The following is a 23,187-nucleotide window of genomic DNA, read 5'->3' on the forward strand; positions in this document are numbered from 1 at the left end:
CTGGCGTTGACTTTTGGCACGCTGTTGAGTTCTCAAGGAACGGTCGCTTCCTTTGTACTCACCCTCTCGGGCTTTCCTCCGGGCGCTTCCCTTCGCTGTTCCAAACTCTATCAGTGTTTTTCCGGCCCTCCGACCACCGTCCTGCAGGCATGCAGAAGGCGACCCAGAGATAGGATCTGACAAGTTGGTTGCTGCCCGGCCAGGACGCAAGGTTGCGTCGCTCAGCCCCAAGCAGGAGTACGACTGTACACGCGGCGACGGAGCGGGTGCAAATCGATTTGAGGTATGGTCTAGACCACTTCGGAGCGCCTGTGCGGAACCGGCACTTCAGGTGACATACGCTGCTGAACAGTGTGCCGCCCGGTACCTACGGGGACGGCCATATCGATCTCCACCCCTGGGAGGCTTCCCATGACCACCGTGACGTCCCCGCTCGCAGGACGCGTTATCGGACTGGCGGCAGTGCCGGATCCGGTCTTCTCCGGGGCCATGGTCGGCCCGGGCACAGCGATCGATCCCGTACGCGAGCCCTCCGAGGCCGTCTCGCCCGTGGATGGCGTCATCGTCTCCTTGCACCCCCACGCGTTCGTCGTCGTCGACGAGAACGGGCACGGCGTGCTCACCCACCTCGGTATCGACACCGTGCAGCTCAACGGCGAAGGCTTCGAGTTGCTCGTGAACAAGGGCGACACCGTCAGGCGCGGGCAGGGTGTCGTTCGCTGGAACCCGGCGGCCGTCGAGACCGCCGGCAAGTCCGCGGTCTGCCCGGTCGTGGCGCTGGAAGCCACGGCCGAAGCTCTCTCCGATCTTCGCGACAACGGCGATGTGAAGGCCGGCGACAGTCTCTTCCTCTGGAAGTGACGCCAGTGCCGTCCTGTGACGGCGTGTACGACAACCACCGCGGCGGCGGGGTCCGCCGCTCTATCGGAGACGGGTGAGATGGAGACAACGCTGCGAGGCGTCGGGGTGAGCCACGGTGTGGCCATCGGCGAGGTTCGGCACATGGGAACGGCGGTGCTCGAGCCGCCCGCGAAGCAGATACCGGCGGAGGACGCGGAGCGTGAACAGGGGCGCGCCCGCAAGGCCGTCGAGGCGGTGGCCGCGGACCTGATGGCGCGGGGCAACCTGGCCGGTGGCGAAGCCCAGGCGGTGCTCGAGGCGCAGGCCATGATGGCCCAGGACCCCGAGCTCATGGCCGATGTGGAGCGACGGATCGCCGTCGGCAGCACGGCGGAGCGCGGGGTGTACGACGCGTTCGCCTCCTACCGCGAGCTGCTGGCGGGAGCCGGTGAGTACCTCGCCGGTCGCGTGGCCGACCTCGACGACGTGCGGAACCGTATCGTCGCCCGGCTGCTGGGGGTGCCGATGCCGGGTGTCCCCGACAGCGACGAGCCCTACGTCCTGGTGGCCCGCGACCTCGCGCCGGCCGACACCGCGCTGCTCGACCCGACCCTCGTGCTCGGCTTCGTCACCGAGGAGGGCGGGCCCACCAGCCACAGCGCGATTCTCGCCCGGGCCCTCGGGGTACCTGCGGTGGTGGCGCTGCCGGGTGCCGGTGAGCTCGCCGAGGGCACGATGATCGCCGTCGACGGCAGCACGGGAGAGATCTTCGTGGAGCCCAGCGACGAGAAGAAGGCGCAGCTCGAAGCGGCGGCTGCCGAGCGCAAGGCGGCGTTGGCGGCCTCGACCGGGCCCGGCGCCACGGCGGACGGTCACAAGGTGCCGCTGCTCGCGAACATCGGCGGGCCCGCCGATGTGGCGGCGGCCGTCGAGGCCGGTGCCGAGGGCGTGGGTCTTTTCCGCACGGAGTTCCTCTTCCTGGACGACAGCAAGCAGGCACCTTCGGAAGAGAAGCAGGTCGCCGCGTACCGGCAGGTGCTCGAGGCGTTCCCCGAGGGGCGTGTCGTGGTACGGGTACTGGACGCGGGTGCGGACAAGCCGCTCGACTTCCTCACGCCGGCCGACGAGCCGAACCCGGCGCTCGGCGTGCGGGGTCTGCGGACGCTGCTCGACCACCCGGAGGTTCTGCGTACTCAGCTGACCGCGCTCGCCAAGGCCGCTGAGGGGCTGCCGGTCTACCTCGAGGTCATGGCCCCGATGGTGGCGGACCGTACGGATGCCCGGGCTTTCGCGGACGCCTGCCGTGAGGCCGGGCTGCGGGCGAAGTTCGGCGCGATGGTGGAGATTCCGTCGGCCGCGCTGCGGGCTCGCTCGATCCTCCAGGAGGTCGAGTTCCTGTCGCTGGGGACGAACGACCTCGCCCAGTACACCTTCGCCGCCGACCGCCAGGTGGGTGCGGTGTCCCGTCTGCAGGACCCCTGGCAGCCCGCCCTGCTCGACCTGGTGGAGCTGTCCGCCGAGGCGGCCAAGGCCGAGGGCAAGAGCTGTGGTGTCTGTGGTGAGGCCGCGTCCGACCCGCTGCTCGCGTGTGTGCTGACCGGTCTGGGTGTCACCTCTCTCTCGATGGGTGCCCCGTCGATTCCTTACGTCCGGGCGACGCTGGCGAAGTACACGCTGGCGCAGTGTGAGCGGGCCGCTGCGGCGGCACGGGCGACGGACAGTGCCGAGGATGCGCGCAGTGCGGCGCAGGCGGTGTTGTCGGGCGAGTAGGCCCCATCGGGTCGACGGCGTTTTCTGGAGGGGCGCTCCACTGAGGTGGAGCGCCCCTTTGTGCTTCAGTGCCGGTGCCCCTGGGCGGGTTTCTCCTCTCCGAGGTCGGGCGGCGCGCAGTAGTCGACGTTGGACTCGGGGGAGATCAGGTCTCCGGATTCGACGTCGGTGCAGTAGGCGTCGAAGACTTCTCCCGCGGTGAGGGGTTCGAGTCCGTAGGAGCGCATGCGCCAGCCGTAGACGCGGTCGGGTGTGCCCGGGGCTGTGGCGCGGATGACGAGTCCTCCCGGGCTTTCGGTGGCCAGGCCGAGGGCCAGGACCGTGGTGAATTCGAGAGCTTCGGTTTCGTCCAGTTCCAGGGCGGCACCGTCGTCGGTGATGTGGAGGGCGGCGACGAGGGTCTCGGGCGGTCCGGTGACACTGCAGACGAGGTGGCGGTCGCCCGGTGGTGCCGTGTCGAGGATGCGGACGAGGAGCTCCGCGGCTCGGGTGAAGGCGGCGCGGCCGATGTCCTCGCCGCAGGAGGTGCAGGCGCCCAGGCGGGCGAGGAGGGTGGACGCGTACTCCCAGGTGGCCTGCCGGACGGCCTCGTCGACGAGGGCCGGGAGCAGATCGGCCAGCGGTCGGCCGTCGTAGGGAAGGGTCGGGCCTGTCGCCGCGATCTGGGCGGTGAAGCGTGAGCGGCTCGACGGCTTGTCGGGGTCCAGGTCCTTCCGTGTGCAGAAGTCGGCGTACTCCGCGGGGTCGAAGAGGGCCACCGTGGTGTGGCTGCCCTGCAGGGCCCTGGTCCTGAGGAGGGCCTCCACGTGTTTCAGATAGGTCGCGTGGTCGTCGAAGGTGAAGCTGCCGTAGCGCCGCATGGCCCTGAAGTCGTGATCGTCGGCGAGCAGGCCGATGGTGCCGGCGATTTCGCGGTGCAGGACGCGGCGCTTGGTCCGGTTGTCGGTGCGTGTCATGAATCCCCCTGTGCACGGTCGATCAATGCTCACTCACAGTAACCGGCGGCACTGACAGTGGGACCGGCTCGATGACCGTGCGCTCGACCGATCACGGAAGGCACAGGTCACAGCGGCTTCCGCTGCGATCTGCGCCCTGAGCTCCGGTGACGGGGAGTCGCGAGTGAAGGGGGTCAGGCCGACGTCAGGCGCGTTTGCGGGCCAGCTCCTCGTAGAAGTTCAGCAGGCCGAGATCGTCGATGGAGCCCGGGTTGACCGCCTTCTCGAGCGGGGTGCCCTGGAGGAGTCGTTTGACGGGGACCTCGATGCGCTTGCCGGTGAGGGTGTGCGGGACGCCGGGTACTTCGATGATCTCGTCGGGGACGTGGCGCGGCGACAGCTGCTCGCGGATCGTCTGCTTGATGCGGTTCAGCAGGGCCTCGTCGAGGACGGCTCCGGGGGCCAGGTGCACGAAGAGGGGCATCCAGTAGCCGCCGTCGGGCTGCTCGATGCCGATGACGAGGGATTCCTTGATCTCCGGGAGCCTTTCGACCGCTTCGTAGATGTCGGCGGATCCCATGCGGACGCCCTGGCGGTTGAGCGTGGAGTCGGAGCGGCCGTGGATGACGACCGAGCCGCGGGAGGTGAGGGTGATCCAGTCACCGTGCCGCCACACGCCGGGGTAGGTGTCGAAGTAGCTGTCGTGGTAGCGGCTGCCGTCGGGGTCGTTCCAGAAGTGGATGGGCATCGACGGCATGGGGTTGGTGACGACGAGCTCGCCGACCTCGTCGATGAGGGGGCTGCCACTGGGGTCCCAGGACTGCAGGTCGGTGCCGAGGCAGGGGGCCTGGAGTTCGCCGACGTGGACGGGGAGGGTCGGTACTGCTCCGGCGAAGCACGAGCACACGTCGGTGCCGCCGCTGACGGAGGCGATCCACAGGTCGTCGCGGACCTCGTCGTGGAGCCAGCGGAATCCGTCGGGGGGCAGGGGTGAGCCGGTGGTGGCGACGCACTGGACGGAAGAGAGGTCGAAGTCGCGGGAGGGGTGCACGTCGGCCTTGCGGCAGGCCATGACGTAGGCCGCGGAGGTGCCGTAGAGGGTGGCCTTCGTACGTTCGGCGATCCGCCACTGGGCGGCGGTGTCGGGGTAGCCGGGGCTGCCGTCGTAGAGGACGATCGTGGTGCCGGTGAGCAGGCCGGAGACGAGGAAGTTCCACATCATCCAGCCGGTCGAGGTGTACCAGAAGAAGCGGTCCTCGGGGCCGAGGTCGCAGTGCAGGCCGAGCTGCTTGAGGTGCTCGACGAGGATGCCGCCCTGGGACTGGACGATGGCCTTGGGCAGGCCGGTCGTTCCGGAGGAGTAGAGCACCCACAAGGGGTGGTCGAAGGGCACCTGTTCGAAGACCGGGTCCGTGTCGGCGGAGGTGAGGGCCGACCAGTCCAGGGCGCCCTCGGGGGCCTCGGTGCCGAGGAGCGGGATGTGGATCACGGCCCGCAGGGTGGGGAGTTCGCGGCGCAGTTCGGTGACGACCTCGCGTCGGTCGTGCTCCTTGCCGCCGTAGCGGTAGCCGTCGACGGTGAAGAGCACGACGGGTTCGACCTGCTGGAAGCGGTCGAGGACGCTGCGGGCGCCGAAGTCGGGCGCGCAGGAGGTCCAGACGCCGCCGACCGCGGCTGTGGCGAGGAGGGCGACCACCGCCTGCGGGACGTTCGGCAGGTAGCCGCTGACGCGGTCGCCGGGGCGCACGCCGAGGGCGCGCAGTTCGGCGGCCAGAGAACCGACCTGGCGGCGCAGCTCGCCCCAGGTGACGGGGCGTGGTTCGTGGGTCTCGTCCACGTGCAGGAGAGCCGGTTCGTCGGCGCGGGTGGCGGACGCGCGCAGGGCGTGTTCGGCGTAGTTCAGGGCCGCCCCGGGGAACCACTCGGCGCCGGGCATCGAGCGGTCGCCGAGCACGCGCGCGCAGGGCTGCGAGAAACGGACGTCGAACCACTCGGTGACGGCTTTCCAGAAGGTGTCCAGTTCGTCGACGGACCAGCGCTGCAGGGCCGCGTAGCCGCCCTCGGCGGGGGCGCCGTGGTGCTCGGCCGCCCACGCCTGGAACCTGGTGATCCGTGCGCGGGCGATGCGCTCGGGGTCGGGCTGCCAGAGCGGCTGGTTACTGACGGTCGACATGGTCGGCTCCCGGACTGTGCGCGTCGTGTGCGTCCTCCGCGCACGGGCTGGGGTGTGCGCGTGAGCGGCTGGCACGGACAATGCCATGTGATCGACTTCGGCACCAGGGTGCGCCCCACATAGTCCGTGTCGTGAAGATGTGGTCCTGGCACGGGTGAACGGCAGTTGAACGACACGCCCGCGCGGGGCCGTCAGTGGCAGGGTGAGCAGCATGAACGGTCGTGACCTGGTGCGTTCGGTGAAAGCGGTGGCTTCGGTGGGGGCGGCGCAGGGTGTGCGTACCGTACGAGCAGCGTGGCGCAGGCGTCGGGCCGACGCCACCGGGCTGCCGGCGCGCGGCGCGGAGCGTGCGCGGGTGCCCGGGCCCGTGGTGGATGCGGAGCCCGGGCCGGGTGGCGGTGTCGTCCGGTTCAGCCGGTCGGAGCTGCGGATTCTGGTAGCTGTGAACGGCGCCGTGTTCTGGGGCTGGGACGGGGCGGGGCCCGAGCCGTCCTACGCGCTGGCCGGGCGCTGTCCGGAGCCGGATCCACGGGCTGTCCTGGAGCCGGACAAGGACGGCGGCTGGCGTGTGGTGGCCGAGCGGGTGACGGTCGTGGTCTCGCGGCACGGCGCGGTGGAGGTGCGGACGCCGGGCGGGGTCGCCCTGCGGCGTGATCTGCCGCCGCGGTGGTGGGAGCCGGTCGGCGGCGGCCCGGCACGGTGGATGCAGCGGTCGGAGGTGGGCGCGGACGCGCGGTTCTTCGGCCTTGGAGGGCGTACCTCGGGTCCTCGGCTGCCGGACGGGACGTACCGGCTGTGGAACTCCGATCCCGGCCGCGCCTTCGCGCCCGGGGACGACCCGCTGTACATCACGATGCCGGTGCAGCTGGTGGTGTCCGACGGGGGGACGCATCTGGCGTTCCACGACAGCTCGTGGGACGGCACGGTGACGTTGCGCCAGGGTGAGGAGGGCGCGGGTTCCGGGCACGACCGTGCCGGGACGAGCGAGCTGCGGATGGACGGCGGCCCGCTGCGCTGCTGGGTGATGGTGGGCACCCCCGCGCGCGTGCTGCTCGCCTGGGCGTCGCTCACCGGGGCGCCCGCGCTGCCGCCCGCGTGGGCCCTCGGGCACCATCACGCACGGTGGGGGTTCGGCGGCGAGCAGGAGGTGCGGCGGATCGTCGCGGGCTATCTGGAGCACGGTCTGCCGCTGGACGCCGTGCACCTGGACGTCGACCACCTCGACGCGCATCAGGTGTTCACCGTCGACCAGGACCGCTTCCCCAAGCTGCCCATGCTGGCCGAGGAGCTCCGGCGGGAGGGCGTCCGGCTGGTGTCGATCGTCGGGCCGGGTGTGAAGGCCCTGCCGGGCCGGGAGGTGTACGACTCGGGGGCGGCCGAGGACGCGTTCGTGCGGGATGCCTCCGGGGAGGTGGTGGAGGGCGTCGTGTGGCCCGGGGAGGTGGTTTTTCCCGACTTCACGCACGCGCGCGTGCGTGAGTGGTGGGGCGCTCTCTACGAGGAGCGGCTCGCCCAGGGCTTTTCGGGCTTCTGGCACGACATGAACGAGCCCACGACGTTCACCGCCTTCGGGGAGTCGACGCTGCCGCGCTCGGCCCGGCACGCGCTGGAGGGGCGGGGCGGTGACCATCGGGAGGCGCACAACGTGTACGCGCTGTGCATGGCCAGGGCGGGCTTCGAGGGGCTGCGGAAGCTCGCGCCCGAGGAGCGGCCGTTCCTGTTCTCCCGTTCCGGATGGGCGGGGATGCAGCGCTACGGAGGGACGTGGTCGGGCGACGTCGCCACCGGCTGGCCGGGGCTGCGGGCGTCGTTGGCGTTGGTTATGGGGCTCGGCCTGTGCGGGGTCCCGTACTCGGGGCCGGACATCGGGGGGTTCGACGGGAATCCGTCTCCCGAGCTGTATCTGCGGTGGTTCCAGCTGGGCGCGTATCTGCCGCTGTTCCGTACGCACGCGAGTCTGCGGGCGGGACGCAGGGAACCGTGGGAGTTCGGTGGCGAGGTGCTGGAGCACGCGCGTGTGGCGCTGGTCGAGCGCCGGCGGCTGCTGCCCTACTTCCTGACGCTGGCGCATCTGGCGAGGCGCACCGGTGCGCCCTATGTGCGGCCGCTGTGGTGGTCGTCGCCGGAGGAGCGGGTGCTGCGCGACTGCGAGGACGCTTTCCTGCTGGGTGACGGCCTGTTGGTGGCGCCGGTGCTGGAGCCGGGCGTGGGCCGGCGTGCCGTGCGGTTGCCGCGGGGGCGCTGGTACGACGTCGCCACGGGGCGGGCGTACGAAGGGCCGGGGCAGGTGCTGGTCGAGGCGCCGCTGTCGCGCATCCCGGTGTTCGCGCGCGCGGGTGCCGTGCTCCCGGTACGTGGGGAGGACGGGGCGCTGGAGTTGGAGGTGTGGGCCCCCGCCCGGGGACGGACCGGGGGCGGGCTGGTCGTGCCGGACGGGGGCGAGGGGTGGGACGAGCCGGAGATCGAGCGCTACACCGCTCGGTGGGCGGGCTCCCGGGTGGTCGTCGAGCGGGAGGGCGAGGACGGCGGCGGTTCTCCGCCCTACCCGGTGCGGGTTCGCGGGACCGAGGAGACGTGAGCTGCGCCGGGCCCGGGAGTGACACGAGCGCCGGTGCCGGGAGTCATCAGTTCCGCCGGCTCCCCGGCCCTCCTGCCTCGAGCTTCGCGAGGGACGGGGAACTCGTGAGGTCAGATGTACCGGCCCTCGAACCAGGCCCGGGCCGCCAAGGTGTGCAGGGGGAAGGCGAGTTCCTCCGGCCTGCGCAGCAGGTGCCAGCCCTCCGTCTCGTCAGTGGCGGCGGAGGAGGGAAGGCTCTCGGCCGGACGTTCCGGAAGGAGGCCGAACAGCAGCAGGTGCCCGTCGGGTGAGCTCATCGCGTCGACGAGCCGTACGTCCCGGCCGGCCGCGTCGATGCCGGTTTCCTCCCGGAGTTCGCGTATGACGGCCTGCCGCCAGTCCTCGCGGTCGTCGATGTAGCCACCGGGCAGGGCGATGCCCCCGCGCGCGGGAGCGATGGTTCGGGTGATGACGACCAGGGCGGTGCCCTTGGTGTCGTACACGGGCTGGAGGGCCACCGCGACCGGGAGAGGGTTGCGGTAGGCCACAGCCCCGCACACCGGGCAGGTGCGGGGCCAGCCGGTGATGCCCTCTCCGTAGGGCGCGCCGCAGCTCGAACAGTGGGAGTTCGGGACGGAGTTGGAAGCGGAGTGTTGAGTTTCGGACACGCGGCGGACTGTAGCCGATCGTGGAGAGGACGCCATGAGCAGGCTGCTCAGTGAGCGCTCGTGAGCGACTTCCTGGCCACGGGGAAGTCGAAGTAGGTGTCCGGATGGGCTTCGGGCTTGAAGGTGTAGTGCCACCACTCCTCCGGCAGGTTCACGAAGCCGAGGCCCTCCAGAGTGTTCTTGAGGAGCAGGCGGTTGGCGCGCTGTGCGCCCTGGACACGCGGGTCGAGGGTGTGCGAGAGGGTGTCGAAGCAGTCGAAGCCGGTCCCCATGTCGATCGAGTTGTCCGGGAACCGCGCGCCCTTGGACGCGAAGCACGGCACCAGGGGCTCCCGCGGGTGGTAGGGCCTGGTCGGCTTGGCCGGGAGCCTGACAAGGGTGACGTCGAGGGTCGAGCCGCGACTGTGGCCGGAATTCGCCGCGATGTACCCGTCGGCGAACAGACGCGTCTTGTCGACGTTCGGGTAGAACTCGCCCTTCATCGCCAGGTCATCGAGGTCCTCGGCCCAGCGGACGAAGTGGTCCACCGCGCGCTGGGGCCGGTAGCAGTCGTAGACCTTCAGGGTGTAGCCCTGGCGCAGGAGCTTGCGTTGGGCCTTGTGGAGGGCTTCGGCGGCAGGTCGGGTGAGGATGCAGAGGGGCTGGCGGTAACCGTCGATGCGCTCGCCCACGAAGTTGTGTTCGGTGACGTAGCGCATCTCCTGAAGGATCGTCGGGTCCACGCTTCTCAGCGCCACGAAGTCCTTCGGCGCCTTGGGGTCGGTGCCGGCCCGGGCGGCCGGGGTGAGGGCGGTTGACGCCAGCAGGACTGCGACTGCGGCGATCAGGGCACGTGCCACGGTGGTGAGTCGTGTCATGTCCCTGCGTCTACCAGGGGAGTGGACGTCAGGGGAAGGACCGCGTGCGAGAGCAACCGATCGGTGCAACGGGTGAATTCACCCTGAGCCTCACGCTGTGTGATTGAGCGGGAATCCTGCGTGAACGTCTCGTGAACCGTGCTCGGGCGTGCGCCGGTGGCGTCCATCATGCTCCCGTGCCCTCCTGGACGGATACTCTCCGCTTCGCCTTCCAACCAGTGGTCAATCTGACGACCGGCGCGGTCGCAGGGCTGGAGATACTCGCCCGCCCGGAGACCGGCGGAATCCTCGCCGAGGCCCGCCGTGATCCCGGACTCGACTGCCGGCTGGCGGTGTCGGCGATCCGGGCGGCGGTGCGCAAGGAGACCCTGCTTCCGCTGTTCGTCAACGTGTTCGCGGGAACCCTCGCGGATCTCGGCGGACTGCCCTCGTTGCACGACGCCGTGCGTGCGGCGGGGCGGCTTCCCTGGGAGGTGACGATCGACGTCTGCCCGCCGTACGTACATGTGCCGCAGCAGGCTCTGCTGGACGCGGTGAACGCGCTGCGAGGGCAGGGCTTCCGGATCTGCGCGGACGGTGTCGGGGACGGGGACGTTCCTCTGCGGCTGCTCGCGGACCTCTCGCCCGGCCTGGTGAAGCTGGACGCGTCGCTGCTGGCGCGACCGGCGGTGGTGCGGTCGATGCGGACGCTGTGCGACGAGCTGGGGGCGCTCCTGGCCGTGGAGGGTGTCGAGACCGAAAGGCAGTACGCGGCGGCGTTCGCGGCCGGGGCGCAGTTGGCGCAGGGCGAGCTGTTCGCGCCGCCAGCGCGCCTGCCCGCCGCGGACGTGTATCTCCCGCCCCGCTCCCCCGCCGAGGTCACCGCGCCGCGGTCCGGGCCGTCGGTGCGGGAGTTCGTCCGGCCCGCTGCCCTGCTACCCGCGACTGCGTCCGCGGGGCAGGTGCGAGCCCTGCTGACCGAGTCGCCGGACGTGTCCGGGGTGCTGCTCGTGGACACCGCCGGCGTCCCGGTCCGATCGGTGCACCGCTCCCGGTTCCTGCTGTCGATGTCGGGGCGCTACGGGCACGCCCTGTACGCCGACCGGCCCGCCGCGAAGCTCGGTGACCCGCCGCGGACGGTGGGCGTCCACGCGACGGCCTGGGAGGTGCTGGACGTGGTGGCGGTCGGCCGAAGGAACCGCACCTCGGACGACGTGGCCGTGGTGGACGAACACGGTCGGTGCGTGGGGGTCGTGCGGCTCGCGGACCTCGTGCGGGCGCTCGCCGAGACGCGGGTGGAGGAGGCGGTGGGGCTGAATCCGCTGACGCGGCTGCCCGGCTCCGACGCCATCACCGGCGAGGTGGACCGGCGGATCGCCGCGGGGCGGGCGTTCGCGTTGAGCTGGCTGGACGTCGACCACTTCAAGCAGGTCAACGACGGGGCCGGATTCGCCGCAGGTGACGAACTGATCCGGGCTGTGGGCCGGGCGCTGCTGGGGGCGGCGGCGGACGGCGGGCGCGTGGGGCACGTCGGCGGGGACGACTTCCTGGTGCTCGCTGATCCGGACGGGCTCGATCCGCTGGCCGCCTCGGTCCTGGACGCTCCCTGGTCGGCGGGTGGCCGGCCGGTCACGTTGTCGCTCGCGACGCTGCTGTGCGTGCCGGGCAGCCTGGCGGACCATCGGGAGGCCGCGGCCTGCCTGGCGCCGTTGAAGGCGGCGGCGAAGGCACTGCACGGTGCGAGTTGGGTGCTGGGCCGGGCCGGCGTTCCGGGCCATGAGACCCGCCGGGGTTCGCCGCAGACGCCGGTGCGTGGGTGTGCGGCCTCGTCTGCGGCTGCGGCTGCGCCGGTAGCGGCGTTTGCACCTGGGGCTGCGCCTGCGCCTGCGCCTGCCGCAGTGCCGGAGGGCTGCGGGGCGGTGGTCGAGAGGGACGTGCAGGGTGTCTGAGGCGCCTGGGAGAGGGGCGGGCGGCGGAGGTACCCGGTCTGGTCGATGCTGCGCAGGGCATCGGGCGTCAGGGTGCATCCGCGGCGGCCACGGCCCGGCGGACCTCCTGCGGTTGAGAAACCGCCAGGTCAGGTGAATCCTGGACACTAGCAAGCGAGGAGCCAGGTGCGGCTGGGCTTTTGCCTCCCGGCGGAGTCCAGCACAGGCCGGACACCATCAGCCAAGCCTCGCGCGGCGCATCGAGGCCCGCGCGGGCCCGGACCAGATCTGAACAACCACCCGACCGGGCGCCGCCGGACCGAGCAACCGGCCCGTCGGCCCGGCGCGAGCCCGGTGGCCGTCCGACGGCCGTCAACCGTTGCGGTCGGCGACCTTGACGCTCCATTGGTGCCGGGGAACACTTCCGGTGTCAGTCGACATCGCCGCACAAATTCGGCGTATCCGGCACTTCGGCGTACGGTGCGCCTGCGCCAAGGCCCGCTCCCCTCTCGGGCGACTCGGCTGCGACGGCACGGTCTTCACTGATGCCGGGCGGGGCACCGACCTCTCCCTGCCTTCGGCTGAAGTTGCCACGGGAAACGCACCCTGCATGTGAGCACCGGGCGGCTCGTCCCGGGCCAGGCTGAGGAGCAGCCATGACTAACGGAGACATTTTCGTCGGCGAGATGATCGGCACGGCGATTCTGATTCTCTTCGGTGCCGGCGTGTGTGCCGCTGTCACCCTCAGGTTCTCGAAAGCCCGGGCCTCCGGGTGGATCGTGATCACGTTCGGCTGGGGCTTCGGGGTGCTGGCCGGCGCGTACACCGCCGCTCCCCTCTCCGGAGGCGTCATCAACCCTGCCGTGACCTTCGGCCTGGCCGTCGACACCGGCGTGTGGAGCAAGGTCTGGGTCTACCTGCTGGGCCAGATCACCGGCGCCATGATCGGGGCCGTCCTGTGCTACCTGGTGTACTACGCCCAGTTCGCCGCCAACGTGCGCAAGACGGGCACCACGGAGGGCACGGTGGACGAACCCGTTCCGACACTCGGGATCTTCTCCACGATCCCGGAGATCCGGAACCCGATCGCCAACCTGATCACGGAGATCCTCGCGACCATCGCCCTGGTGTTGCCCATCCTGGCCCTGGTCGGCCAGGACAGGCATGTCGAGGGCGTCGGCATCGGTCTGATCCCCGGCGGCGGCGGCATCTACGGGTCCGGTATCGCGATCCTGCTGGTGGCCCTGCTGGTCGTCGGTATCGGCCTGTCCCTGGGCGGGCCCACCGGGTACGCCATCAACCCGGCGCGTGACCTCGGCCCGCGCATCATCCACTCCATCCTGCCGATCCCGAACAAGGGCACGTCCGACTGGGGCTACTCGTGGATCCCCGTCGTCGGACCACTGATCGGCGGCCTGCTGGGTGGCGTCATCTACAACGCAGCCTTCTGAAACAGCCGAAGGGGTAGCCATGACGGAAAACTCCGCGAAGTACGTCGCAGCCATCGACCAGGGCACCACGTCGAGTCGCTGCATCGTCTTCAACCAGGACGGCGCGATCGTCGCCGTGGACCAGCGCGAGCACCGCCAGATCTTCCCGAAACCCGGCTGGGTGGAGCACGACGCCACCGAGATCTGGTCCAAGGTCCAGGCGGTGGTGGCAGGGGCGCTCGCCAAGGCCGGTCTGAGGGCCGACCAGCTGAGCGCGATGGGAATCACCAACCAGCGCGAGACGACCCTCCTGTGGGACCGGGCGACCGGCAAGCCGGTGCACAACGCCATCGTGTGGCAGGACACGAGGACGGCCGCGCTGTGCAACCAGCTGGGCGGCTCGGACGGGCAGGACCGTTTCCGCGAGCAGACGGGGCTGCCGTTGGCGACCTACTTCTCCGGGCCCAAGGCGGCCTGGCTGCTCGACAACGTGCCCGACCTCCGGGCGCGTGCCGAGCGGGGCGAGATCGCCTTCGGCACCATGGACTCCTGGCTGATCTGGAACCTCACCGGCGGGACGGACGGCGGGCAGCACGTCACCGACGTGACCAACGCCGGGCGCACCATGCTGATGAACCTGGAGACCCTCCAGTGGGACCCCTCGATCCTCTCGGCGATGAACGTTCCCGAGGCCATGCTGCCCGAGATCCGGTCCTCCTCCGAGGTGTACGGCACGGCCGTCGGCCAGCTCGCCGGCGTACCCGTGGCGTCGGCTCTGGGCGACCAGCAGGCGGCCGTCTTCGGACAGGCCTGCTATGACGTGGGCACCGCCAAGAACACCTACGGCACGGGAAGCTTCCTGCTGCTCAACACGGGCGACCGGCCGGTGCCGTCGAAGAGCGGACTGCTGACGACCATGGGGTACAAGATCGGCACCGAGGCGCCGGTCTACTGCCTGGAGGGCGCGATCGCCATCACGGGCGCACTGGTCCAGTGGTTCCGGGACCAGCTCGGCATCATCCGCACGGCGGACGAGATCGAGCCCCTGGCGGCGAGCGTCGAGGACAACGGCGGCGCGTACATCGTTCCGGCGTTCTCGGGTCTGTTCGCCCCGTACTGGCGCTCCGACGCGCGTGGCGTGGTCACCGGCCTCACCCGGTACGTCACCAAGGCGCACCTGGCGCGCGCGGTGCTGGAGGCGACGAGCTGGCAGACCCGCGAGGTCGTGGACGCCATGTACCAGGACTCCGGGGTGCACATCACCACCCTGAAGGTCGACGGCGGCATGACGAAGAACAACCTGCTGATGCAGCACCAGTCGGACGTGCTCGACGTGCCGGTGGTGCGGCCCAAGGTCTCCGAGACGACCTGCCTGGGCGCCGCGTACGCGGCCGGTCTGGCCACCGGTGTGTGGAACGACCTGGACGAGCTCAAGGCGCACTGGCAGAAGGACGTCGAGTGGACGCCGAACATGGAGGCGTCGATGCGGGACCGCGAGTACCACAACTGGCGCAAGGCCGTGGAGAAGAGCTTCGGCTGGGAGGAGGGCGACGACAGCTGACCACGCGCGCGTGGAGCGTCGCTGACGGCTGCGGCCCGTACCCCTGTCGGCGGGGGTGCGGGCCGCGTCCGGGATTCGGGCGGTGTCAGCCCCTGACGGCCTCGCGATGGTCGGCCGCGTACGCCATGGCGTGCTGGACGACGCCGATGAGTGCCTCCTTGACCGACTCGCGGTCGCGGGCGTCGGTCATCATGAGCGGCACGCCCTCGTCGAGGTCGAGGGCCTGGCGGACGTCCTCGACCGGGTAACGGGGAGCGCCCTCGAAGCAGTTGACCCCGACGAGGAAGGGGATCGAGCGCCGTTCGAAGTAGTCGACGGCAGCGAAACAGTCCTCCAGACGGCGGGTGTCGGCGAGTACGACCGCACCGAGCGCGCCCTCGGAGAGCTCGTCCCACATGAACCAGAACCGCTCCTGGCCGGGCGTTCCGAAGAGGTACAGCACCAGGTCTTCGCGGAGGGTGATGCGGCCGAAGTCCATGGCCACGGTCGTCGTGTGCTTGCCTTCCACGCCGCTGGTGTCGTCGACCGGGCGCCCGGCCTCGGTGAGCAGTTCCTCGGTGCGCAGCGGCCTGATCTCGCTGACCGCGCCGACGAGCGTGGTCTTGCCCACGCCGAAGCCGCCGGCCACGAGGATCTTGAGCGTGACGGGCTCGACCGGAGGCTTGCCACGCTCAGAACGCCCGAAGATCATCGATCTCTTCTCCTGCTTGATGGGGGTCGGGCGACGGCGGGCCGTAGCCCCCGCCGCCTGGGGTTTCGATGACGAGTACGTCGCCGCTGACGAGGTCCGCGGAGTCGCTGCCACCCAGTTCGGTCACCGTGCCGTCGGCGTGCTCCACCCGGTTGGCGCCGACAGCGCCCGGTTCACCGCCCGCCATGCCGTACGGGGCGACGCGGCGGTGCTGGGACAGGGTGGAGACGGTCATGGGTTCGAGGAAGCGGATGCGGCGTACGGCGCCGTCCCCGCCGTGCCACCGGCCGGCGCCGCCGCTGCCGCGCCGGACGGCGAACTCCTCGAGGCGCACGGGCAGTCGCCACTCCAGGACCTCGGGGTCGGTGAGTCTGGAGTTGGTCATGTGGGTCTGGACGACGGGCGCGCCAGGGAAGCCGTCGCCCGCCCCGGAGCCTGAGGCGACGGTTTCGTAGTACTGGTGGCGTTCGTTGCCGAAGGTGACGTTGTTCATGGTCCCGGAACCCTCGGCCTGGACGCCGAGCGCCGCGTAGAGGGCGCCGGTGACGGCCTGGGAGGTTTCCACGTTGCCCGCGACGACGGCGGCGGGCGGCTCGGGGGCGAGCAGGGAACCGGGCGGGACGACGATGCTCAAGGGGCGCAGACAGCCGTCGTTGAGGGGGATGTCGTCGGCGACGAGCGTGCGGAAGACGTACAGGACGGCTGCGTTGACGACCGAGAAGGGCGCGTTGTAGTTGGTCGGCAGCTGCGCGGAGGTGCCGGTGAAATCGATGGTCGCGGCCCGCTGCTCGCGGTCCACCCGCACGGCCACGCGGATGACGGCTCCCGAGTCGGTCTCGTAGGCGTACTCGCCGTCGTCGAGGGCGTCGATGACGCGGCGCACCGCCTCCTCGGCGTTGTCCTGGACGTGCCTCATGTAGGCCTGGACGACATCGAGGCCGTAGTCCTGGATCATGCGGCCGACCTCGTCGACGCCCTTCTGGTTGGCGGCGATCTGGGCGCGCAGGTCGGCGAGGTTGGTCTTCGGGTTGCGGGAGGGGTAGGGCGCCTCGGCGAGCAAACGCAGGGTTTCGGGCTCGCGGAAGCGGCCGTTCTCGGCGAGCAGCCAGTTGTCGAAGAGGACGCCCTCCTCCTCGATGGTGCGGCTGCCGGCGGGCATGGAGCCGGGGGCGATGCCGCCGATCTCGGCGTGGTGGCCGCGGGAGGCGACGTAGAAGAGGATCTTCGGATCCCGCTTCTCACCCTCCTGAGCGTCACTCTCCGTGTCGGCGGCACGTGTCGTGTCGAAGACCGGGGTGATCACGGTGACGTCCGGCAGGTGGGTCCCGCCGTGGTACGGGTCGTTGACGGCGTAGGTGTCGCCCGGGCGCATGCGGGGGCCGCGCCGGTGGATGACCTCCTTGACGCTCGTGCCCATGGAACCCAGGTGGACGGGGATGTGCGGCGCGTTGGCCACCAGGTTTCCGTCCGGGTCGAAGAGGGCGCAGGAGAAGTCCAGCCGCTCCTTGATGTTGACGGACTGGGCGGTGGATTCGAGGCGGGCGCCCATCTGCTCGGCGATCGACATGAAGAGGTTGTTGAAGACTTCAAGCAGAACCGGGTCGACTTGCGTACCGAGATCGGAACTCTGCGTAATCGCGGCGCGTTCCATGACCAGATGCCCCTCGACGGTCGCCGCGGCCCGCCAGCCGTCGTCGACGACCGTCGTGGAACCGGCTTCGGTGATGATCGCCGGACCGGTGACGGTGTCGCCGGGGGGAAGTTCCTCGCGGCGGCGGAGGGGCACGTCGCGCCAGGCGCCGCCCGTGTGGAGTCGGACGGTCCGGGTTGCGGTGGGGCTGTGGTCGGGGCGACCGCCGGGGGCGGTGGAGGTGGCCTCGTAGGGAGCGAGAGCGGACAGATCAGGGGGTGCGGTGATGCCGGTGGCTTCGACGGAGAGGGCTTCGACGACGATCGGGCGGTCGAGCGTGAAGGAGTACGTGGCGCGATGACGTTCTTCGAAGGCGTGCCGCATCGTGCCGGGCTCGGTCAGCTCGACGGTGAGGGTGGTGTCGGTGCCGTCGTAGCGGAGTTCCGCGCGGCGGGTGACCTGGATGTGCTCCTCGGGGACGTCCTCGGCGAGGAGTTCGGCGCGGGCTGCGGCTTCGAGGTCTTCGGCGGTCCTGAGGACGCCGGGCATCGAGGCGGGTTCGAGGGAGGCTTCGACGGACTGCTCGCGCATGGCGGTGGTATCGGCGAGTCCGATCCCGAGTGCGGACAGGACACCGGCCATGGGTGGTACGAGGACGGTGCGGATCCCGAGGGAGTCGGCGACCATGCAGGCGTGCTGGCCTCCTGCGCCGCCGAACGTGGTGAGGGCGTAGCGGGTGACGTCATGGCCCTTCTGGACGGAGATCCGCTTCACGGCGGACGCGATGTTGGCCACGGCGATCTGCAGGTACCCCTCGGCGACCTGTTCCGGCGTGCGGTCGTCGCCGGTCCGCTCGCCGATCTCGCGGGCGAGAGCGGTGAAGCGGTCCCGGACGAGCACCTCGTCGAGGGGCTCGTCGCCGCCCGCTCCGAACACCTTCGGGAAGTGGGCGGGCTGGATCCGGCCGAGCATGACGTTGGCGTCGGTGACGGCGAGCGGGCCGCCACCGCGGTAGCAGGCGGGCCCCGGCTCCGCACCCGCCGAGTCCGGCCCTACACGGTAGCGGGAGCCGTCGAAGTGCAGGACCGACCCGCCGCCGGCCGCGACGGTGTGGATGTCGAGCATGGGGGCGCGCAGCCGGACGCCGGCGACACGGCTGGTGAACACCCGCTCGTACGCGCCCGCGAAGTGGGAGACGTCGGTGGAGGTGCCGCCCATGTCGAAGCCGATGACCCGGTCGAAGCCGGCGAGCTGCGACATGCGGGCCATGCCGACGATGCCCCCGGCCGGCCCGGACAGGATGGCGTCCTTCCCGCGGAACTGCCCGGCCTCGGTGAGGCCGCCGTTGGACTGCATGAACATCAGCCGTACGCCTTCGAGCTCGTCGGCGACGTGCCGGACGTAGCGGCGCAGTACGGGCGAGAGGTAGGCGTCGACGACGGCGGTGTCCCCGCGGGGTACGAGCTTCATCAGGGGGCTCGTCTCGCTGGAGAGCGAGATCTGCGGAAAGCCGATGCGGGCGGCGATCTCCCCGACGGCCTGTTCGTGCGCCGGGTGGAGGTGGCTGTGCATGCAGACCACGGCGACGGCCCTGACGCCGTCGTCGTACGCCTCCTGGAGGGGTCCGGTGAGGGCCTCCAGGTCCGGGGCGCGCAGGACGGTGCCGTCGGCGGCGATGCGCTCGTCGACCTCGACGACACGCGAGTACAGCAGTTCCGGCAGGTCGATGCGGCGGGCGAAGATGCTCGGGCGGTTCTGGTAGGCGATGCGCAGGGCGTCGCGGAAGCCGCGGGTGATGAGCAGCAGGGTGCGCTCGCCCGTGCGCTCCAGGAGGGCGTTGGTGGCGACCGTGGTCCCCATGCGCACGCTGTCGACGGGGTCGCCCGAGCCGGCCAGCAGGGTGCGGACCCCTTCGACCGCGGCGTCGGCGTAGCGTGCGGGGTTGTCCGAGAGCAGCTTGTGCGTGAGCAGCCGGCCGTCCGGGCGCCGGGCGACGACGTCGGTGAAGGTGCCGCCGCGGTCCACCCAGAACTGCCAGCCAGTCACGTCAGTACCCCGCTTCCGCGCTGCTCACAGCGCCCGGAGGCCGTTGATCACGTCGCGCAGAATACTCTCGTCCGGCAGCTCGGCAGGGGGCACGGGCCGGTTCACATGGACGAATTCCGCGTCCACGAGATCTCCGACGAGGACCCGTACCACTCCGATCGGCAGGTCGAGTTCCGCTGCGAGTTCGGCGACCGACTGCGGGATGTCGCGGCACAGTTCGACGATATCCACATGCTCCGGGGAGAGCATGTGGTCGGCTTCCGGGTCGTCCGCATGCGGCTCCACGACCACGACCGCGATCAGGTCCAGGCGGTGCTGGCCCTGGCTGCTGGTGCGGCCGCGGGTCATGGCGTACGGGCGGACGACCGGTCCGGCTTCGTCGTCGAACCAGTGGCTTCTTCCCTGACCGTCAGCGCTCATGCCATCCCACTACCCGCCTGCGGGCAGATCGGTGCGTGGGGCGGACGCCAGATGCACGCCCACCCGCTTCACGAGGAGCGTCATCTCGTAGGCGACCTGGCCGACATCGGAGTCGGCGTCCGAGAGGACGGCCAGGCAGCTGCCGTCGCCGGCGGCCGTCACGAACAGGAAGGCATCGTCGAGCTCGACGACCGTCTGGCGGACGTTGCCGGCCTCGAAGTGACGTCCCACGCCCTTGGCGAGGCTGTGGAACCCGGAGGCGACGGCAGCCAGGTGCTCACTGTCCTCCCTGGTCAGGTCCTTGGACAAGCCTGTCGGCAAACCGTCGCCGGAGAGCACGAGGGCCTTGCGGATGCTCGCGACACGGTCCACCAGATCATCGAGGAGCCAGTTCAGCTCCCCCGTGTTGGTCGCGGTGTGGCCGGTCGCCTTCGGTGCGGTCATCGACCGTCCCCCTCTGTCGTTCCTTGTGGTGCTGTGCCGCTGTGGGCGGCGTCGCCCGCGGCGTTCTCCTCACGGCCACGCTGCCAGCCACGCTGGAGCGATGCCATGCGGCTGCGTACTTCCTCGGCGTCGCGTTCGGCGGGCTCTGCCCTGTCCTCACTACGCGGCTCCGAGCTCCGCTTCAGCTGCGGGGCCAGGCTGGCCTGCCGGACGCGCCGAGGCAGCGGGGAGGTGCCGGGACCGGACTGTGGTGCGGAGCCGGTTCCGCGGGAGGCTGCGCCCGGGCCCGCCTCACGGCCGGGGGCACCGCCGGTGCCGGCCGGCGTGGAGCCGGAGCGCTGGTCCGATCGTTCCGGCCCGCTCGAGGCGATCTCCGCACGGCGGGTACGCCTGGGGAGAGCGGACGGCTCCGACCCGTCGCCGGCGGCGCCGCCGGGTGCGGCCGGGGGCTGTGTGTGGTCCTCTGTGCGGCCGACCGCGCCGATGCCACGGCGGCCCGAGTCCGTCCCGCGACGCCGGGCGGGCAGCGGCGGCGGCGTGTCCGGCAGGGCGTCACCCCGACGGCCGCCGGTGGCCGGGCTCTCGGTGCGGCGCCGTGCCGGAAGCGGGAGCGCGGGTTCGGGTCCCGCCCAGTCGGTGCCTCGGCCGGGCGCGGGCTCCTCGCCCCGGTCGCGTGACGGGAGCGCCGAGGTGGTGCTCGAATCCGTCCGGCCGCCGGCGGGGGTCGTCTCCTCGTCCGGCCTGCCCCGCCGGGGGCGCGGCTCGGTCACCGGGCGCCCGTGCGAGCTGACCAGCTTGGGGGTGTGGCGGCGGGGCAGCGCGGCCGGAGCGCCCAGCTCGTCGTCGCTGTCGGTCCGGTCCCCCGTGCCGCGGGCGTCGGCGGGCTGCCGACGCGGATCGGTGCGGCGGCCTGCGCTCTCGTCCGGGTCGCGGGTGAGGGAGTGGCGGGGGCGGAACAGACCGCCGTGTTCGCTGTCCTCGTCCTCGATGGCACCGGGGAAGTCTCCGATGGCGTCCAGGTCGACGGGGGCCTCCAGCTCGACCGGGCCGTCCAGCAGGCCGGCGGGCAGGCCGGGGCGCTGCGCGGGCGCGTGGGACAGTGCGGCGCGGCGGCTGTCCTGCGGCTCGCTCTCCGGGGCCAGCTGGGGGCGGTCGAGTCGGAACCCGATCCCGTTGGTGTCCGGGACGTCGTCGGTGAGCAGCGTGTCGGGGATGAAGACCACGGCGGTCGTGCCGCCGTACGGGGAGGGCTGCAGGGAGACCCTGACGTTCTGGCGCTGGGCGAGCCGGCTGACCACGAACAGACCCAGCCGGTCGGTGTCGGACAGCTCGAACTCCGGCGTCTCGGCGAGCCGGAGGTTGGCGTCCAGGAGCGCTTCCGCGGCCATGCCGAGGCCACGGTCGTGGATCTCCAGGGTGAAGCCGTTGGCGACACGCTCGCCCAGGACCTGGACGGCGGTGTGCGGCGGCGAGAAGACCGTGGCGTTCTCCAGGAGTTCGGCCACGAGATGCGTGAGGTCGGCCACGGCCGGTCCGGTGATGGCGTTGCGGGGAAGGCGGCGGACCTCGATGCGCTCGTAGTCCTCGACCTCGGCGACGGCGGCGCGTACGACGTCCATGAGCTGTACGGGCTTGCGCCACTGGCGGGAGGGTGCGGCGCCGGAGAGGATCACGAGGCCCTCGGCATGCCGGCGCATACGGGTGGTGAGGTGGTCGAGGCGGAACAGGTCGGCGAGCTCCTCGGTGTCCTCGGTGCGGCGCTCCATGGCGTCGAGGAGGGTGAGCTGCTTGTGGAGGAGGACCTGACTGCGGCGCGCGAGGTTGACGAAGACCTCGGAGACGCCCGCGCGCAACTCGGCCTGCTTGACGGCGGCTTCGACGGCCGCGCGCTGCAGGGTGTTGAGGGCCTGACCGACCTCGCCCATCTCGTTCTTGTCGTATTCGAGGCGCGGGACCTCGGTCTCGACGTCGACCTGCTCGCCCGCGGAGAGGCGGCGCATGACGCTGGGCAGGCGCACTCCGGACGCCTCGTGGGCATCCAGGCGCAGCTGACGCAGATCGCGGATGAGGGTGCGGCCGACGCGTACGGACAGGAAGAGGGAGAGCAGGAGCGCGATCAGGCCGAGAGCACCGGCGATGACCGCCTTGGCGATGACGCCGACGGCCACGGGGTGGACGCGGTCCTGATAGCGGTCGTTGGCCTGGTCGTTGAGGGTGCCCAGCTCGTCGAGCACGTTGCCGGCGGCGCTGTCCCAGCTCTTCGCGGAGACACCGCGGGGGGTTCCGGCCCCGGAGGAGACGGCGGCTTCCTCGGCCACGCGCAAGGGAGCGGAGGAGGCGTTCTTCCAGAAGCTCTGGTAGCGGTCGCGCTCCGCCACGGGCAGCAGCGGCAGGTTGACGTCGTACATCAGGGTGCGCTGGGCCACGAGGTCGGAGATGTCCCGCTCTTCGGAGTGGGAGATCCTGCCGACGATCAGGGCGGAGCCGAGGAGGGCGTCCTCGCGGGAGAGCAGTTCGCGGGCGCGGGCGAGATTGACCAGGGCGCGGTACTGCTTGTCCAGTTCGATGTTGTCGACCACGTGCAGGTTGGCCAGGAGGACGTAGCAGGGGTCGACGAGCCGGTTGTAGAGGTCGAGGGCCTGGGTCCGGTTGACGGTGCCGTCCTCGACACTGCGGCGCAGCGACTCGATGCCGTCGAAGCCGTCCAGAACGGCGGTCAGCCGCTCGTCGGTGTCCGCCCCCATCGCGTCACGTACATCGGGGTTGCGGGCGTTCTCGCGGATGCCGCTGACGGCCTTGTCGGTGGCGGACCGGCTGCGCCGGAGCGCGGCGAGGCCGTCGGACGCTCGGGGGTCGGCGAGGTAGACCAGGGTCTGACGGCGTTCTTCCTGGAGGACGCGGACGGTGTCCTCGATGGGATAGCCGATCTTCTCCACCACGGACGACACGTTGAACAGGTCGCTCGCCTCACGTCCCGTGAGCACGGTGGCGAAGGTCCAGATCGCGGTCAGGGACACCAGCGGCACGAGAAGCAGCGCCACGATCTTCCGGCGGATGGACTTCCCGCGAAAGCGCATGGCCTCCCCCACCTCGGGCCCCCGGCTACCGGGGGTACACATGTACGTCAACAAACGGCGCGAGCCTACTACCGACCCACAGGGAACTCGAAGGCCGGTCCGGAACCTGAACTTCCGCGCCAGCCACGAGGCGTGGCGAGTTGTCCGGCCATTGCGGGAGTTGTCTCCCCGAAACCGGTGG

At 70.9% G+C, this 23,187-nt stretch carries 15 protein-coding genes; 6 read left to right on the top strand and 9 right to left on the bottom strand.

Annotation, left to right across the window (positions count from 1 at the left end):
- The first annotated feature begins 411 nt into the window (after window positions 1-411).
- The gene (locus ACFCXS_RS36650) at window positions 412-861 is read left to right on the top strand and encodes a PTS glucose transporter subunit IIA (RefSeq protein ID WP_376647677.1); all 450 of its coding nucleotides are present in this window, start codon (window positions 412-414) and stop codon (window positions 859-861) included.
- A gap of 78 nt (window positions 862-939) precedes the next feature.
- On the top strand, window positions 940-2,610 hold the full coding sequence (gene ptsP, locus ACFCXS_RS36655) for a phosphoenolpyruvate--protein phosphotransferase (protein WP_376647678.1): 1,671 nt from the start codon (window positions 940-942) through the stop codon (window positions 2,608-2,610).
- Window positions 2,611-2,675: 65 nt separating this feature from the next.
- Here the strand turns inward: ptsP and ACFCXS_RS36660 are convergent, their stop codons facing one another.
- Together ACFCXS_RS36660 and ACFCXS_RS36665 are read right to left on the bottom strand one after the other, a co-directional pair.
- Window positions 2,676-3,566, bottom strand: coding sequence for a hypothetical protein (locus ACFCXS_RS36660; protein WP_376647679.1), 891 nt, complete (start codon window positions 3,564-3,566; stop codon window positions 2,676-2,678).
- 184 nt (window positions 3,567-3,750) lie between these two features.
- Window positions 3,751-5,718, bottom strand: a complete 1,968-nt coding sequence (locus ACFCXS_RS36665) for an acetoacetate--CoA ligase (protein WP_376647680.1) — start codon at window positions 5,716-5,718, stop codon at window positions 3,751-3,753.
- A gap of 211 nt (window positions 5,719-5,929) precedes the next feature.
- Here ACFCXS_RS36665 and ACFCXS_RS36670 point away from each other — a divergent pair, with 211 nt between their 5' ends.
- Entirely contained in the window at window positions 5,930-8,296 is a 2,367-nt protein-coding gene (locus ACFCXS_RS36670) for a TIM-barrel domain-containing protein (protein ID WP_376647681.1), read from the top strand.
- 110 nt (window positions 8,297-8,406) lie between these two features.
- Here ACFCXS_RS36670 and ACFCXS_RS36675 read toward each other — a convergent pair whose 3' ends face one another.
- Together ACFCXS_RS36675 and ACFCXS_RS36680 are read right to left on the bottom strand one after the other, a co-directional pair.
- Window positions 8,407-8,943, bottom strand: a complete 537-nt coding sequence (locus ACFCXS_RS36675) for an NUDIX domain-containing protein (RefSeq protein ID WP_376647682.1) — start codon at window positions 8,941-8,943, stop codon at window positions 8,407-8,409.
- A 47-nt stretch (window positions 8,944-8,990) separates the two neighbouring features.
- The gene (locus tag ACFCXS_RS36680; protein WP_376647683.1) at window positions 8,991-9,800 is read right to left on the bottom strand and encodes a M15 family metallopeptidase; all 810 of its coding nucleotides are present in this window, start codon (window positions 9,798-9,800) and stop codon (window positions 8,991-8,993) included.
- A gap of 176 nt (window positions 9,801-9,976) precedes the next feature.
- On the opposite strand from ACFCXS_RS36680, the gene ACFCXS_RS36685 reads away from it, so the two are divergent.
- From ACFCXS_RS36685 to glpK, 3 genes are all read left to right on the top strand, one after another.
- Window positions 9,977-11,728: an EAL domain-containing protein gene (locus tag ACFCXS_RS36685; protein ID WP_376647684.1), complete on the top strand. Its 1,752-nt coding sequence runs from the start codon at window positions 9,977-9,979 to the stop codon at window positions 11,726-11,728.
- 635 nt (window positions 11,729-12,363) lie between these two features.
- On the top strand, window positions 12,364-13,158 hold the full coding sequence (locus ACFCXS_RS36690) for an MIP/aquaporin family protein (protein ID WP_376647685.1): 795 nt from the start codon (window positions 12,364-12,366) through the stop codon (window positions 13,156-13,158).
- 19 nt (window positions 13,159-13,177) lie between these two features.
- A complete protein-coding gene (glpK, locus tag ACFCXS_RS36695; protein ID WP_376647686.1) occupies window positions 13,178-14,698 on the top strand; it encodes a glycerol kinase GlpK in 1,521 nt (506 codons plus the stop codon).
- Between the two features lie 85 nt (window positions 14,699-14,783).
- On the opposite strand, the gene ACFCXS_RS36700 is transcribed toward glpK, so the two are convergent.
- The 5 genes from ACFCXS_RS36700 to ACFCXS_RS36720 are packed head-to-tail and all read right to left on the bottom strand — an operon-like array spanning window position 14,784 to window position 23,006.
- Window positions 14,784-15,389 (bottom strand): ATP/GTP-binding protein, encoded by a 606-nt coding sequence (locus ACFCXS_RS36700; RefSeq protein ID WP_376647687.1) that lies wholly within the window; start codon window positions 15,387-15,389, stop codon window positions 14,784-14,786.
- A complete protein-coding gene (locus ACFCXS_RS36705) occupies window positions 15,370-19,065 on the bottom strand; it encodes a hydantoinase B/oxoprolinase family protein (protein ID WP_376647688.1) in 3,696 nt (1,231 codons plus the stop codon). The genes ACFCXS_RS36700 and ACFCXS_RS36705 overlap by 20 nt, the downstream gene beginning before the upstream one ends.
- A 24-nt stretch (window positions 19,066-19,089) precedes the next feature.
- Window positions 19,090-19,485, bottom strand: a complete 396-nt coding sequence (locus ACFCXS_RS36710; protein WP_376647689.1) for a DUF742 domain-containing protein — start codon at window positions 19,483-19,485, stop codon at window positions 19,090-19,092.
- 9 nt (window positions 19,486-19,494) lie between these two features.
- A complete protein-coding gene (locus ACFCXS_RS36715) occupies window positions 19,495-19,929 on the bottom strand; it encodes a roadblock/LC7 domain-containing protein (protein ID WP_376647690.1) in 435 nt (144 codons plus the stop codon).
- Window positions 19,926-23,006, bottom strand: coding sequence for a nitrate- and nitrite sensing domain-containing protein (locus ACFCXS_RS36720; RefSeq protein WP_376647691.1), 3,081 nt, complete (start codon window positions 23,004-23,006; stop codon window positions 19,926-19,928). The genes ACFCXS_RS36715 and ACFCXS_RS36720 overlap by 4 nt, the downstream gene beginning before the upstream one ends.
- Window positions 23,007-23,187: the final 181 nt, after the last annotated feature.

Source organism: Streptomyces sp. NPDC056373, assembly GCF_042262425.1.
In the GTDB taxonomy this organism is placed as follows: domain Bacteria; phylum Actinomycetota; class Actinomycetes; order Streptomycetales; family Streptomycetaceae; genus Streptomyces.